The 14939-nt window shown below is 39.4% G+C and carries 13 protein-coding genes and 1 pseudogene; 10 read left to right on the forward strand and 4 right to left on the reverse strand.

Features of this window, described 5'->3' with window-relative positions; translation table 11 throughout:
• Positions 1-175 precede the first annotated feature (175 nt).
• Positions 176-562 carry a carboxymuconolactone decarboxylase family protein gene (locus tag MMO38_RS14385; protein ID WP_241323977.1) on the reverse strand — a complete coding sequence of 129 codons (387 nt, stop codon included), beginning with the start codon at positions 560-562 and terminating at the stop codon, positions 176-178.
• A gap of 278 nt (positions 563-840) precedes the next feature.
• On the opposite strand from MMO38_RS14385, the gene MMO38_RS14390 reads away from it, so the two are divergent.
• From MMO38_RS14390 to MMO38_RS14425, 8 genes are all read left to right on the forward strand, one after another.
• Positions 841-1224, forward strand: a complete 384-nt coding sequence (locus MMO38_RS14390; protein WP_241323978.1) for a hypothetical protein — start codon at positions 841-843, stop codon at positions 1222-1224.
• A gap of 167 nt (positions 1225-1391) precedes the next feature.
• On the forward strand, positions 1392-2981 hold the full coding sequence (locus MMO38_RS14395) for a peptide chain release factor 3 (protein WP_005198595.1): 1590 nt from the start codon (positions 1392-1394) through the stop codon (positions 2979-2981).
• Between the two features lie 125 nt (positions 2982-3106).
• A complete protein-coding gene (locus MMO38_RS14400) occupies positions 3107-3934 on the forward strand; it encodes a hypothetical protein (protein WP_241323979.1) in 828 nt (275 codons plus the stop codon).
• 104 nt (positions 3935-4038) lie between these two features.
• Entirely contained in the window at positions 4039-4950 is a 912-nt protein-coding gene (locus MMO38_RS14405) for an RsiV family protein (RefSeq protein ID WP_241323980.1), read from the forward strand.
• Positions 4950-5762, forward strand: a complete 813-nt coding sequence (locus tag MMO38_RS14410; RefSeq protein ID WP_241323981.1) for a TatD family hydrolase — start codon at positions 4950-4952, stop codon at positions 5760-5762. The genes MMO38_RS14405 and MMO38_RS14410 overlap by 1 nt, the downstream gene beginning before the upstream one ends.
• 141 nt (positions 5763-5903) lie before the next feature.
• Positions 5904-8660: an aconitate hydratase AcnA gene (gene acnA, locus MMO38_RS14415; protein ID WP_241323982.1), complete on the forward strand. Its 2757-nt coding sequence runs from the start codon at positions 5904-5906 to the stop codon at positions 8658-8660.
• 109 nt (positions 8661-8769) lie between these two features.
• Entirely contained in the window at positions 8770-9963 is a 1194-nt protein-coding gene (locus MMO38_RS14420; protein WP_241323983.1) for an MFS transporter, read from the forward strand.
• Between the two features lie 62 nt (positions 9964-10025).
• The gene (locus MMO38_RS14425; protein WP_241323984.1) at positions 10026-10817 is read left to right on the forward strand and encodes a tRNA threonylcarbamoyladenosine dehydratase; all 792 of its coding nucleotides are present in this window, start codon (positions 10026-10028) and stop codon (positions 10815-10817) included.
• 21 nt (positions 10818-10838) lie between these two features.
• Here the strand turns inward: MMO38_RS14425 and MMO38_RS14430 are convergent, their stop codons facing one another.
• Both MMO38_RS14430 and dusA read right to left on the reverse strand, forming a co-directional pair.
• On the reverse strand, positions 10839-11303 hold the full coding sequence (locus MMO38_RS14430) for a CHAP domain-containing protein (RefSeq protein ID WP_004672716.1): 465 nt from the start codon (positions 11301-11303) through the stop codon (positions 10839-10841).
• A gap of 544 nt (positions 11304-11847) precedes the next feature.
• Positions 11848-12864: a tRNA dihydrouridine(20/20a) synthase DusA gene (dusA, locus tag MMO38_RS14435; protein ID WP_241323985.1), complete on the reverse strand. Its 1017-nt coding sequence runs from the start codon at positions 12862-12864 to the stop codon at positions 11848-11850.
• Between the two features lie 121 nt (positions 12865-12985).
• Here dusA and MMO38_RS14440 point away from each other — a divergent pair.
• Positions 12986-13911: pseudogene (locus MMO38_RS14440) on the forward strand (tyrosine-type recombinase/integrase).
• Here MMO38_RS14440 and MMO38_RS14445 read toward each other — a convergent pair.
• Positions 13895-14125 (reverse strand): pyocin activator PrtN family protein, encoded by a 231-nt coding sequence (locus MMO38_RS14445; RefSeq protein ID WP_081398965.1) that lies wholly within the window; start codon positions 14123-14125, stop codon positions 13895-13897. The pseudogene MMO38_RS14440 and the gene MMO38_RS14445 overlap by 17 nt on opposite strands.
• A gap of 268 nt (positions 14126-14393) precedes the next feature.
• Here MMO38_RS14445 and MMO38_RS14450 point away from each other — a divergent pair, with 268 nt between their 5' ends.
• A complete protein-coding gene (locus tag MMO38_RS14450) occupies positions 14394-14840 on the forward strand; it encodes a hypothetical protein (RefSeq protein ID WP_241323986.1) in 447 nt (148 codons plus the stop codon).
• Positions 14841-14939: the final 99 nt, after the last annotated feature.

The following is a 14939-nucleotide window of genomic DNA, read 5'->3' on the forward strand; positions in this document are numbered from 1 at the left end:
AATTTATTTGATTGATATTGGAGGACATTTACTGCTGATTTGAAGCTTCTTTGTTGTTTGAATACTTCATTTGATTAGAAATGAAATGTAAAACGCCAAATAGCAATCATTCGGCGTTTAAGTCGTGATGAACCAATTTTGCTGTTGGTATTTAGATCAAGTAACGAGATTCAATTTAAGATTCAGGTGTGTATTCATTGATCACTTCAAGTGCTGCTCGAAATGCTTCTTGAGTTGCTGGCGCACCGCAATACGGTAGGCTATGCAATAAAACTTCCTGAATTTCTTCAATACTCGCACCATTATTCAACGCACCGCGAATATGACCTTTTAGCTCAGTCGGGCTTTTGAGTGCAGTTAAGAATGCAATGGTAATCAGTGAGCGATATTTACGTGGCAATACACCTTCACGTTGCCAAGTTGAACCCCAAGCATGTTCATTAATCCAGTCCTGTAGGGGTTGCGTGAACGGTACAGTATTGTCCTGAGCGCGTTTCACAAAGGTTTCACCCATAACTTCAGTACGAACTTTTAACCCATTTTCAAAATCTTGTTGAGACATTTTTTTACTCTTATAAGGATGAGGATGGAGTTGAATGTGTCCATTGATAGAGACTCATCCTAATTCAATCATTATTTGAGATAAAGACATACTTGTTGACTGTGATGTTCTAAATTTGGACAGATGAAATTATTTCTAATATAAGCACTAGATAGCAGTTTGTTGATTTAATTTGTTTGATAGTAAAAGTTATGTAGATACAAATCTTTAATACCGAAAAAATACTTAACTTATCTAACTTGTTATCATCATCTTTTGCATAAAATGGTAGTGAATATATGAGCACTGATGTTCCTGTTTCATATAATGAAGATTCTGCTACTCCAGTGCCTACTGTTTGGAGAAAGACGCTTATAAGAATAATAGAGGCTTTTAAACATAATGATTTGGTTTCTATTCATCATATTGAAGGTGTTCAATTACTTGAGTTAGAGCATCTGCAAGAAATTGCTGAAAATATTACCGATTATGGTGAAACATTAGTGAGCTTGCCCGATGAAACGTGGCACAGCTCACAAGCGTTATGGATGGGGGATTATTGGTATGTCATTCTTGATCTTTTTACCGAAAGAGAAGGGCGTAGCGATTTAATTCTTTCGATTAGAGTATTTGAGACTGATGGTGTATTCGAGTACTTAATTCAAGACATCTACGTACCTTAGAAAATCATGAAGATGATTGTTTTATGGATAATTTAAGACCTATCAACAATCAATAAATAAGTTCTATAAATCTGCTACAATTGCGCCAATTTTGAATTCTCACTTTTTCAGTTAGTACATATTAAAAAGATGTGTACATAACTGTGTGCATATTGAAGATTTTTCTCATGTTTAAAGATGAATTAGCGGCACAAGTTGCCCAACGACGCACCTTTGCGATCATTTCCCACCCCGATGCGGGTAAAACCACCATGACAGAAAAATTGCTGTTATGGGGTAAAGCGATTCAAGTTGCAGGTATGGTGAAAAGCCGTAAATCTGACCGTGCAGCAACATCGGACTGGATGGAAATGGAAAAAGAACGTGGTATTTCGATTACCACCTCTGTGATGCAATTCCCTTATAAAAAGCACACCATTAACCTTCTCGATACACCGGGACACGAAGATTTCTCTGAAGATACTTATCGTACTTTGACCGCCGTTGACTCTGCGTTGATGGTGATCGATGGTGCAAAAGGGGTCGAAGAACGTACCATTAAATTGATGGAAGTGTGTCGTATGCGTGATACACCGATCATTTCATTCGTGAATAAAATGGACCGTGAAATTCGTGAACCGTTAGAATTGCTCGATGAAATTGAAAACGTCCTAAAAATTCGCTGTGTACCGATTACATGGCCGTTAGGTATGGGGCGTGATTTTGCGGGCGTATATAATCTGCTCGAAAATAAATTGTATGTGTATAAAGCAGGTTTTGGCTCAACCATTACTGATATCGAAGTGCGTGATGGTTATGACTATCCTGATATTCGTGAAAAAGTCGGCGATTTAGCGTGGGCATCTTTTGAAGAATCTCTTGAATTGGTGCAGATGGCAAATGAGCCTTTAGACCGAGAGTTATTCTTACAAGGGAAGCAGACCCCAGTTTTGTTTGGTACAGCATTGGGTAACTTCGCAGTTGACCATGTCCTTGATGCTTTTATCAATTGGGCGCCTGAACCGAAGGCACATCCTGCGCAAGAACGTGTTGTGGATGCCAATGAAGCTGGCTTTACTGGTTTTGTCTTCAAAATCCAAGCCAACATGGATCCGAAGCATCGTGACCGTATTGCCTTTATGCGTATCTGCTCAGGGAAATATGAAAAAGGTTTGAAAATGAATCATGTGCGTATCGGCAAAGACGTGCGTATTAGTGATGCTTTGACTTTCCTTGCTGGTGAGCGTGAACAACTAGAAGAAGCTTGGCCGGGTGACATTATTGGTTTACACAACCATGGCACTATTCAAATTGGTGATACTTTTACCAGCGGTGAGAACCTTCATTTCACAGGTATTCCTCACTTTGCACCTGAAATGTTCCGCCGTGTCCGTTTGCGTGATCCATTAAAGTCGAAGCAATTGCAAAAAGGCTTGAAAGAGTTGTCTGAAGAAGGCGCAACGCAGGTGTTTATGCCGCAAATTAGTAACGATCTCATTGTTGGTGCAGTGGGTGTGTTACAGTTTGATGTGGTTGCTTACCGTCTGAAAGAAGAATATAAAGTAGACTGTATCTATGAGCCAGTGAGTGTTCACACTGTGCGTTGGGTGCATTGTGATGATGAAAAAATCTTCAATGAGTTTAAGAAAAAGGCGCATGATCAGCTGTCAGTAGATGGTGGTGGTCACCTCACTTATCTTGCGCCAAGCCGTGTCAATTTGCAGTTGATGCAAGAGCGTTGGCCTGATATTCAATTTAGCAGTACGCGAGAACATTAGAATCTCCCTAAATCCCTCTTTAGAAAAGAGGGACTTTGTCACGAGTCCTATTGGTATCTAAATTCGTGATATACCTCCCTTTTAAAAGGGAGGTTAGGAGGGATTTAAAAATAAAGGATAATGATATGAACGCTTTAAAACCAATTTTCAGCATAACGTTAATGATTGGAATGATGGCTTTAACAGCATGTGATTCTCCTAAAAAAAATGAATCTGACTCAGCAGAAACGATTGAGTCGAAAACAGCAAAGACTGAAAAAGCAGAGATCCTTCCTTATTTAAATATCCAAGAAAGCAAAGCGAAATATGCGTTGCCTTTCTGTGAAAAGAAAAATTGTATTGATGTTGATATTCAAACCGTTAAAACTCAAGATGAATGGCTGAATACTTGGATTGAGAGAAATCAAGCCATGGTCATTCAACAGCAAATAGAACTCAAACAAAGTATGACCCTACAACAAGCCATAAATGCTTATGTGAAAAAGTCTGATGAATGGCAGGATAAATATTCAGAAAATAAAGCCTATGCATTACATTTAAATACGCGAATTGCATCACAACGCAATCAGTATGTCTTGTTACAAGTGGGTGTCGATACCAAACAAGAAGATATTGAAGTAAAAGATCGTTATTATTTCTTTGTTGCCGATCGCAAATTACAAAAGCATTTAACGGTGCTTGATGTCATTCAAAAAAAGCAGCAAAGTGCCATGCATGATGTGATTCAAGTCCATTATCAGAAATGGATTGAACAACAGTCTATCGAAGTGAAGAAACAAGTACCAAAGACCTTATACTGGGGGCAAGCAGATTGGTTCTTTGATGGCGAGGGCATTGGATTGCATTATCGTGCCAATGAGATCAGTAAAGATGCGCCGCAACTAGATATTTATTTCACAGCAGCGCAAACGAAACAGATGTTACAGCCCGATATTTATCAGCAAATGTTCTAACTTAGCTTAGATATGTATAGAAATCGCATGTGTTTATGGTAGTTTCGAGCGAAGTCAGATAGCATTTTAAAAAGCTTGTATACGAATAATGGTGATAGGTTTAGATGAAAAATTTTTATAAATATAGTGTGCTTACTTGTGCAATTTTACTCGCAGCATGCCAACCGAAATCAGAGCCAAAAGAATCACAGGATCAGTCACAAGACCCAGCGATGATACAGCAGCAAACAGAATCTACATTGCGTGGAGAGAGTGTAAAAGTAGCACTGACTTTACCAGAGTGTAAGGGTAATACTTGCCCTGATTTTGTGGTTGAACGTTTGCAGAGTAATTTTTCATTTATTGATCAATTTCTGGATGAGCAAATCCTCGATCAACTCAGCAAAATGTTGGATGTAGTCGATGCAGATAAGGCCATATCGACGGTACAAGCCGCTGAGCAAAAGCCAAATTTAGATACACAAGTACAGCACTACGCCAATGCTTTTATTAAAATTGATGAAGAGTTAAAGGCGCTGAGTATCAGTCATCAAATTAGTTTATTGGTTAAACCAAAGATATTACAAACAGAAGGCTCTTTGGCGACGGTGGTATTGAATAGTAGTAGTTATATGGGCGGAGCGCATGGCTCAACTTCACAACGTTATTATAATTTCGATTTGGTCAATCAAAAGCAAATTAATCTCAATGATTTGTTGTTAGCAAAACAGCAAGCAGCTTTGAAAAAGCTGACCCATGATGCATTTAAGGCATGGATTGTAGATTCTAAACTAGCCAATAATCCTGAAGAATATGAGCAGGCTTGGCCATTTGAAATGACCGATAACTTCTTGTTAGGCGAAAATGGTTTAATCCTACAATACGGCGAATATGAAATCGGTCCTTATGTGGTGGGTTTACCGCGCTTGGTGATTCCGTATGATCAATTACAAGGGGTAATCAAGCCTGAATATTTGCCAAAAGTAGATGCACCAGCAGCTTCGACCGTTGTTGCAGATACTAAAAGCAAGACCTAATGCAACTGTTTGATACCCACACCCATTTTGATGTTGCTGATTTTGATCATGATCGGCAACAACTGGCGCGACAAGCCAAAAAAGCGGGTGTGCAGGATTTGGTTCTGATCGGATTTGTTGCATCCCGTTTTGATGAGTTAATGGCCAAACATCAACAATTACAACAGTGGCAAGACGTACCTCGATCTCATTTAGCTCCCGGTCTGCATCCTTTTTATATCGAGCAACATCAGTCAGAACATTTACATCATTTGGAACAGATTTTACAGCAACATCATTGTGTTGCAGTGGGTGAGATTGGTTTAGATACTTTTTTAAAGCAACACAAACAGCCCGAATTATTTGCCAAGCAACAGTATTATTTTAACGCACAGCTTGAGTTGGCAGCCCAATATAACAAGCCTGTGTTACTCCATATTCGCAAAGCCCATGCAGAAACCCTTGCGATCTTAAAAGCGAAAAAATTCAAATTGGGTGGAATTGCACATGCCTTTAGTGGTGGTGTTGAAGAAGCGAAGGCATTGGTAAAACTTGGTTTTAAAATTGGTGTAACTGGGCAAATTACCAATCCAAATGCCAAAAAATTACATCAAGTGGTACATGCGATTGGTATAGAAAACTTGGTGATTGAAACAGACTGTCCTGATATGACGCCGTTGTGTTGTCAGACATCTACCGAACATAGAACGCGTAATACACCTGTGAATTTGCCTTATGTGTTAGAAGGCTTGGCTCAAACACTACAGTTACCCCAAACACAGCTTGCCGCGCAACTCTGGCACAACTCATTTGAGGCGCTACATCTCAACTAATATCTGTCTCTAATATAATAATAATCATGTAATTTTAAATAAGATAACTAAAAGGGAACACAGCATTTCCTAAACTGGCTTACATTAAATAAAGAACTTCATAATAAACGAATGAAATCGCCAAACTGGGAGGATCATCCTATGGCCAGATATAGCAAAATCAATAGTTTTAATGCATTACAAACGCTTGATGTCGGTTCAAAACAATATCAAATTTTTAACTTGAAACGAGCCGCGCAGACACTTGGTAATATTGACCATCTACCTAAATCTTTAAAAGTTTTATTAGAGAATCTCCTTCGCTTTGAAGACCAAGAAAGTGTAAAAGTTGAACATATCCAAGCCTTAGTCGACTGGCAAAAAACGCGCAGTTCCGATCAAGAAATTCAATACCGACCCGCGCGAGTATTGATGCAAGATTTTACCGGTGTACCTGCGGTGGTCGATTTAGCCGCCATGCGTGCAGCAATGGCCAAAGCAGGCGGTGATCCGAATCGAATCAATCCATTGTCACCTGTTGATTTGGTGATTGATCACTCGGTCATGGTCGATCATTTTGCCAATCAAAATGCATTTTCTGTAAACGTCAGAATTGAAATGGAGCGCAATGGCGAGCGTTATCAGTTCTTACGGTGGGGGCAGTCAGCATTTAATAACTTCAGTGTAGTGCCGCCGGGTACAGGTATTTGTCACCAAGTCAATTTAGAATACTTGGCTCAAGCCGTTTGGCTCAACGAAGAAGACGGGCAGACCTTTGCTTTTCCAGATACCTTAGTTGGAACAGATTCGCATACCACCATGATTAATGGACTTGGCGTATTGGGTTGGGGTGTCGGCGGAATCGAAGCGGAAGCCGCCATGCTCGGACAACCTGTTTCGATGTTAATTCCTGAAGTAATCGGTTTTAAATTGACTGGTAAGCTCAATGAAGGCATTACCGCAACTGACTTGGTTTTAACCATTACCCAAATGCTTCGTCAGAAAGGCGTGGTTGGTAAATTTGTTGAATTTTATGGGGATGGTTTGGCGGACTTGCCACTCGCTGACCGTGCTACGATTGCCAATATGGCACCTGAATATGGTGCAACCTGTGGTTTCTTCCCTATTGATGAAGTCACACTGGCGTATTTGGTACTGACTGGTCGCCAACAAGAACGCATCGATTTGGTTGAGGCATATAGTAAAGCACAAGGCTTATGGCGAAATGCGGGAGATGAGCCAGTCTTTACCGATACATTGAGTCTTGATATGAGTACGGTGCAAGCAAGCATGGCTGGTCCTAAGCGCCCACAAGATCGTGTATTACTGGCAGATGTACCCAAAACCTTTAATGCGCTCATGGAGCTGACATTAAAACCAGCCCAAGAGATGAAAGAGCGATTGGAAAATGAAGGTGGTGGCGGTACAGCGGTTGCAGCTCATCAGGCCAATCTTCCACATGAGAGTCCATCTTGTACCATTGATGGACAGATATATCCTTTAAATCATGGCGATGTGGTGATATCCGCGATCACTTCATGTACCAACACCTCGAACCCAAGTGTTATGTTGGCTGCAGGTTTATTAGCGAAAAAGGCGATTGAACAAGGCCTACAACGCAAACCTTGGGTAAAAAGCTCACTCGCACCCGGTTCCAAAGTGGTGACAGATTATTTGGCCGCAGCAGGATTGACACCATACCTCGATCAATTGGGTTATAACCTTGTGGGTTATGGTTGTACGACCTGTATTGGTAATTCTGGACCTTTGCCTGATCCTGTTGAAGAAGCCATTCAATGTCATGATTTAAATGTAGCATCTGTGCTTTCAGGCAATCGTAACTTTGAAGGCCGTGTACATCCATTGGTGAAAACCAACTGGTTGGCTTCACCGCCCTTGGTGGTGGCGTATGGTTTGCTTGGCAATATCCGTACCGATTTAACCACACAGCCGATTGGTATCGGAAAAGAGGGACAAGAAGTTTATCTGAAGGACATTTGGCCAAGTCAGGCTGAAATTGATCAAGCACTGAAACAAGTCACCACCGCCATGTTCCATAAAGAATATGCCGCAGTATTTGATGGTGATGAAACGTGGCAAGCGATTCAAATCCCGCAAAGCCAAACTTATGCATGGCAGGACAATTCGACTTATATTCGCCATCCGCCTTTCTTTGAGGGAATTGAGCAACCGCCCAAAGCAATCACCAATATTGATCAGGCACGTATCTTGGCAGTGTTGGGTGATTCAGTAACGACTGACCATATTTCTCCAGCGGGGAATATCAAGAAAGATAGTCCAGCAGGTCATTATTTACAGGAACAAGGCGTAGACCCGAATGACTTTAACTCCTATGGTTCGCGTCGTGGTAATCATGAAGTGATGATGCGAGGAACATTTGCCAACATTCGAATTAAGAATGAAATGTTAGGTGGCGAAGAAGGCGGCAATACTATTCATATACCAAGTGGTGATAAATTGTCGATTTATGATGCTTCTATGCGTTATCAACAGGAGCAAACACCGCTGATTATTATTGCAGGTAAAGAATATGGCACAGGCTCATCGAGAGACTGGGCTGCGAAAGGTACAAATTTACTTGGCATTAAAGCAGTGATTGCAGAAAGCTTTGAGCGAATTCATCGTTCAAACCTTGTTGGCATGGGCGTATTACCACTTCAATTTATTGATGAGCAAACACGCCAGTCGTTAAATTTAACCGGGCGAGAAGTTCTCTCTATTCACGGTCTATCTGATGAGATTCAACCACATCAAGCTTTAGATGTAAGTGTGATTCGAGAAGACGGCAGCCAAGCGCAATTTAAGGTGTTATGCCGAATCGATACCTTAAATGAGGTGGAATACTTTAAAGCGGGTGGGATTTTGCATTATGTACTGCGGAATTTAATCGCTGCATAGCACCAAAAAAGTTGTTGTAAAAAGATGAAAGCTAGTCTTTCATCTTTTTTTTTTTGTTTGAATTTTACCGTTTCGACGTTAAGGTGATAGCCATTAATCTGTGAGGGTGATGGCTTTGAATCAGTTGCCGAGATATGTTTATTATTTATTGGTTGCACAAGCATTTAATTTAATTGCAGCAGTATTATCGGTAACAGTTTCAGCGATTGTTGGCTTAAAACTTGCGCCCACTCAGGCTTTGGCGACAGTACCGTATGGTTTGCAATTTTTGGCTATGTTGCTAACGACTTTTATCTTCTCATTTTTAATGAAAAAGTTGGGTCGACATCTGGTGTTTCAGTTTGGATGCTTTTGTCTTTTTTTAGCGGGTGTGTTTGGGTATCTCGCATTACAAAGTGAACAGTTTTATTTATTGTGCCTTAGTCATTTTTCACTGGGCTTATTTATTTCTACTGCAAACTTTTACCGTTTTGCTGCCTCTGATCGTCTAGCTTCTGATTTAATCCCGAAAGCCACAGCGATGGTGATTTCTGGCGGTGTCGTCGCAGCGATTATTGCGCCTGTTTTGGCGATTCAATTTCAACAGGTGCAAGGCTTACCTGATTTCACTGCGATTTATTTAATTTTCAGTGTGTTGGCATTATTGTTGTCGCCAATTCTATATGTATGGAATCAGAAGTTTAAATTACAGCAAGTACAACAAGTCGTGACTGAGTCGCTACAGCGAGCTAAATTGCCTGTCAATTTTATTGTGGTGGCAGTGATTAGTGGGGCATTTGCATACTATATTATGAATGTCATGATGATTATGTCTTCCTTACATTTGAAAGAACATCATTCATTTCACTATGCTTCTGTCTCGATTCAGTTACATGTCTTGGCCATGTTTATTCCTTCATTCTTTGTATCTAAGCTGATTCAACGCTGGGGAACACATCGCACGATTTATATCGGGTTTGTTTTGCTGATGTTGTCCTCTTTGATTCCAATATTTGGCCAAGAGGGAATTTATATTAATGTCGCTCTGATTGTGCTTGGTGTAGGCTGGAACTTTGCTTATTCAGGTGCATCTACGTTATTGGCAGGATTAAACGAACAGCAAAAGCATCGTGTGCAAGGTATTAATGAAACTATAATTGCCTTATTCGCGACGCTCGGTGCTTTCTTGCCTGCACCGATTTTGACGAAGGTTGGCTGGATGAATGCTAATCTGCTGGCTTTATCAATCAGTGTTCTTATTTTGGTAATATTGATTATTTTAAGTGGACGTCATCGATTCGCAATCAAAGTCTCATCTTCCTAACCTAAACCATATTAAACGAGTTAAAATAGTGCTTTGATTGAAAGATATAGATCGCCACTGTTATGACTGATGTGCCTGTAAATGATGAATATGACCGCCGTTTTGCTGGTGTGGCAAAGATTTATGGAGAAAGTTCATTTAGCCATTATGAAAACAGTCATGTGATGGTGATCGGCGTGGGTGGCGTAGGGAGTTGGGCTGTAGAAGCGCTGGCTCGTACAGGGATTGGTCAGCTAACGCTCGTTGATATGGATGTGATTGCTGCATCGAATATTAACCGTCAACTTCCTGCATTGACCTCAACGTTAGGACAAGAAAAAATCGAAGTGATGGCTGAGCGCTGTCGTCAGATCAATCCACGCATGACAGTGAATGTGATTGATGACTATTTAACACCTGAAAATGTCAAAGAGATTTTAAGTCCTGTTCCCGATATCATTTTAGACTGTATTGATGATGTCAAAGCCAAACTGGCGTTGATGCTGCATTGTCGCTTTAACAAGATTCCATTGATTGTATCGGGTGGGGCTGGGGGCAAGCTTGATCCGCTTAAGATTCGGGTGGCTGATTTATCTAAAACTGAACAAGACCCGATGTTGGCAAAGCTGCGAGCACAACTTCGTTCTAAGGGCATCTGTAAAAAACCAAAAGAAAAGTTTGGGATTACTTGTGTGTATTCAATCGATAATCCATTTTCAAATACAGAAGTTTGTTCGACGTCGGGAGATGCCGCATTTAATCCAAGTGCAGGCTTACGCTGTGGTGGCTATGGGTCAGCCGTTGTCGTGACATCAAGCTTTGCTATGGTTGCAGTGGCAGAGGTTTTGAAAAAGTTAGATGCAAAGAAGGGTTGATGATTACAGCCCTTGCTTAATTTAGATGTAATTTGAACCTAAGCGGTAGTAACTATAAGTCACATTTTTATCTTTATATATATCGTGACTGCGTTGTTTAAAGTCTGAAATCCATTGTGTGCCAGAGAAGCCAGCAATATGGCCATAACGATGTTTTTGTGTGCGGTGAATAATATAGATATCACCTTTCTGTGGGTTATCAAAAGCAGGGGTAATTTTTTTATAGCCAATTTCTTGTAAGGTTCTACCCCAGTCAGAAGCAGCTACAGGATGGTTGACGATTTTTGCACCCGCAGATTGTAAGGCGATTCTAACGAACTTGGCACATTGAGATGAACTACGATAAGACGCTCTGCGCGTTAACTTTTGTGCAAATGCCATAACATCGAGTGAAGGCTGTTTTGGTACATCTTTGGTCGTCACAATCATTTGATGAGGTGGGGTGTGAACCATACTGTGATCAACTGAGGGCGCATCATAAATCATCTTCAATCTCTATCGCATTTCTAAATAACCAGACTAATGCCAGACTCTTGGCGAAAGACATGGTAAGCGAAAAAGAGCAGAAAAGCCCCTTTGTAATGTAATAATGTATCATTTGTGATGGCTTGGGGATAACTTAGCTAAATCACAGAACAATTTTTTTATTAATTATCATTAGTTTGGCGAGTGTTAACTTTAGATAAAATAATTTGTAAAATTATATTTCAAAATTGTGTATTAAATAAGCGTTTTTGTGCTAAAAAACAAAAAATCATCCATTTTATTTATTCTAAAGCTTTGTTTTATAATGGTATTAATTTTTTTGTGTGAAATTTGAAGATTTTTATCATTCATTAGAAAATTTAACAAGTGATTGGCTTTTGTGAGTATTCACGATGAAGATCTGGATTTTAAAGTACGAATTAGGCGTTATTCAGCTTTATATGAAGTTAGCTAAAATCGCTTAAGATCTTGTTATAAAGTAAATTTTGATACGCAAGAGGATGAGCTTCACGCGACACCCTTGCGCATGCATGGAGAACAAGCTTTAGTGTTGCTGTTCTCGAATATAGTCTTCGGTGCGTTGCATCGCCACTTGGATGTTCTGAATCGCATGTTCAATATCCATAATGGTCTTTGCGTTGCCACCACTCAGAGCTTGCCTCCATTTACGAGCACCCGGTAAGTTTTGAAATAAACCCAAAATGTGGCGTGTGATAATGGAGAGTGGGGCACCCTCAGCAATGCGTTGATGAATATACGGCATCATTTGCTGCATAATCTCAAAACGGTCTGGCGCTTGCAAATTCCAGAGCTGTCCCATTTCCGCGAGCAAATAAGGGTTGTGATAAGCCTCACGGCCAATCATCACACCATCGACATGTTGTAGGTGTTGTTGAGTTTCCTCAAGGGTTTTGATGCCACCATTAATTTCAATAGTAAGATGTGGACGTTCTTGTTTTAGGCGGTAGACATCTTCATAGCGTAAAGGGGGCACTTCACGGTTCTCTTTCGGCGATAAGCCCTGCAAGATTGCGATCCGCGCATGTACGATAAAGTGAGTACATCCTGTTGCTGCAACGGTATCAACAAAATGCAGCATTTCTTCATAAGAGTGCATGTCATCGATGCCGATACGATGTTTGACCGTCACAGGAATTGATACCGCTTTTTGCATGCTATGAATACAGTCAGCAACCAGATTTGGCTCAGCCATTAAGCATGCGCCGATCTTATTGTTTTGAACACGATCACTTGGGCAGCCGACATTTAAATTGACTTCATCATAGCCCCAGTCTTCAGCCATTTTGGTACAAGTGGCTAATTCTTGTGGATTTGAACCACCGAGCTGCAACACGATCGGATGTTCTTGTTTATTGAAGTCTAAATGACGATTCGCTCCACCATAAATGATTGCACCCGTAGTGACCATCTCCGTATACAGCACCACATTTGGATTAAATAAACGTGCAAAGAAACGGTAATCTTTGGTTGTCCAATCCATCATCGGGGCAACACTGATTCTTGGATTACTAATGTTTTTAAGGTTTTTACTAATAGTCATTTAAAATCATGCCTTTAAATCTAGTATTTGAATCTGCGTAAACGCATGGTAACACCGATGAATGTGGGTTTTGCTGTTTGCATTTACACCATAATCCAAGAAAAGGTTTGTGGTGTAAATTATGGGTTCAGTTACAGCTAGAAAAGGTGCTGATGGTAGTTTGAGTTACCGCGTAGCTATCCGAGTCAATCGAAAAGGATATCCAGTCTATTCTGAAAGCAAAACCTTCCATTCAAAGAAAATGGCGGAAAACTGGATTAAGAAAAGAGAAGTTGAAAATCCAGATATTCTATTAGGCAAAGAACAACTCATTGACCTAACCTTGGCAGATGCCATTGATAAATATTTAGAAGAGGTTGGGAGCGAGTACGGAAGGACGAAACGCTATTCTCTACTCTTAATTAAGAAATTTCCGATAGCGCGCAATATTATCACAAAAAAAAAATCAGTACATTTGGCTGATCACGTCGCATTAAGAAAAGCTGGGATTCCTCACTTGGATTTAGACCCACTTGCAACAAGTACCCAGCAACATGAGCTGCTTCATTTCTTGGCTCATGCCTCTGTGATGTGGGATATAGATATTGATTTATATAGTTTTGATAAAGCTACCGCACAACTGAGAAAAACATGTCAAATTGGAAAGTTCATGATTTGAAAAATCCTAATGGCTCGAAAGGAAACCACAAGACATTTGATGTCTTAGAACCCTGCAAAACGATGATTGAACGTTTAATAGGTCATGAGGTTCGTAGCAGAATGCTTAAGTTAGGCCACAATGAAAATTTACTTTTACCTTTGAATCCTAAGAGTTTAGGCAAAGAGTTTCGTGAGGCTTGTAATATGTTAGGGATCGAGGATTTGCATTTTCACGATTTAAGGCATGAAGGATGTACTAGACTTACAGAACAAAGCTTTACGATTCCTGAAATACAAAAAGTAAGTTTGCATGATTCTTGGAGCAGTTTGCAGCGTTATGTTTTCGTAAAGGCTAGAAGGAACATTATGCAGTTGGAAGAGGTGCTACGCCTCATTGATGAAACGTAACAAAGTCTTTGGAAGCTTGTGAATACTGTTTATTTAAAACATCAGCAAAGTCATTAAGGTACACCAGAAATGGTGCACGCTTACTTTTATCTATTTTGAACACAGAGAAAGGGAACTCACAGTTGTTTGCCTTTTTCAATGCTTCAGCATTACTTAAATGAGGATAATAGTCGTTGACTGAGGTCAAAAGCGTAAGTGAGGGGAATGGTGTTATAAAATATTTTTACAATTTAAAATACTGATAAATAATATATTTTTTATAAATAATTATACGCTGTAACTTTTTGCATCGGATTTTATTGTCATTTGAAAATTAAAATTATTAACGAATGAGAATAATTCTTGTTGACTTTTTTTATTTTTGAGATAAATTTCACATAAATTTTAACGTATGTATAAAAGCGTAGTTTTTTAAATTTAGCTCTATTCATGCTTAAAGTAGAAAATGTAGATTAATTGATAAATTTTATATTAGGGTGTTTATGGATATTGGAAGAAAGAAGCTGCTATTAGATTATTTGGAAAGGGATGGAACCAAAGAGTTTTCATTTTATGGATGGACTCTTGGTCTTTCGATACTTTTGTTATTTATAAACTGTGGTGTTTATACGAAGAGTAATATAGGTACCTTTTTTGATGCAACATTTGCTGTATTAAACTTTACTTTTATCTTTTTAATTTTCAAGAAAATTTTCACTCTTAAAAATGAACTATCTAAATTTAATCAAGAAGTAAATAAAGAGAAGGAAAGTGTTCTTGGAAAAATAATAGGTTATTTATTAATTTTATTTATTTTTTTGTTGGGTGTCTTTCTCGTTTTTTATTTTAGTGATAAATCAGCGTATGTCTATACAGTATATTCGTTAGGACTAAGCTTTATGATTATATCAATATTTTTATTCTATTTTTCAATAACTAAGAAATCTTAGTTTATAACCCGAATCGTGCTTAAGCCAATGATTCCATTACTCGAATGGTTGGCTTGTTTTGATGACATAATTGGTAAGCACATAAAGATGCATAAATTC

The organism is Acinetobacter sp. NIPH 1852, from assembly GCF_022549455.1.
Classification (GTDB): Bacteria; Pseudomonadota; Gammaproteobacteria; order Pseudomonadales; family Moraxellaceae; genus Acinetobacter.

Bases quoted from the DNA above. Each gene is read 5' to 3' on its own strand.
- MMO38_RS14385 (WP_241323977.1), bottom strand. From the start codon at position 562: ATGTCTCAACAAGATTTTGAAAATGGGTTAAAAGTTCGTACTGAAGTT.
- MMO38_RS14390 (WP_241323978.1), top strand. From the start codon at position 841: ATGAGCACTGATGTTCCTGTTTCATATAATGAAGATTCTGCTACTCCA.
- MMO38_RS14395 (WP_005198595.1), top strand. From the start codon at position 1,392: ATGTTTAAAGATGAATTAGCGGCACAAGTTGCCCAACGACGCACCTTT.
- MMO38_RS14400 (WP_241323979.1), top strand. From the start codon at position 3,107: ATGAACGCTTTAAAACCAATTTTCAGCATAACGTTAATGATTGGAATG.
- MMO38_RS14405 (WP_241323980.1), top strand. From the start codon at position 4,039: ATGAAAAATTTTTATAAATATAGTGTGCTTACTTGTGCAATTTTACTC.
- MMO38_RS14410 (WP_241323981.1), top strand. From the start codon at position 4,950: ATGCAACTGTTTGATACCCACACCCATTTTGATGTTGCTGATTTTGAT.
- acnA (WP_241323982.1), top strand. From the start codon at position 5,904: ATGGCCAGATATAGCAAAATCAATAGTTTTAATGCATTACAAACGCTT.
- MMO38_RS14420 (WP_241323983.1), top strand. From the start codon at position 8,770: ATGGCTTTGAATCAGTTGCCGAGATATGTTTATTATTTATTGGTTGCA.
- MMO38_RS14425 (WP_241323984.1), top strand. From the start codon at position 10,026: ATGACTGATGTGCCTGTAAATGATGAATATGACCGCCGTTTTGCTGGT.
- MMO38_RS14430 (WP_004672716.1), bottom strand. From the start codon at position 11,303: ATGATTTATGATGCGCCCTCAGTTGATCACAGTATGGTTCACACCCCA.
- dusA (WP_241323985.1), bottom strand. From the start codon at position 12,864: ATGACTATTAGTAAAAACCTTAAAAACATTAGTAATCCAAGAATCAGT.
- MMO38_RS14450 (WP_241323986.1), top strand. From the start codon at position 14,394: ATGGATATTGGAAGAAAGAAGCTGCTATTAGATTATTTGGAAAGGGAT.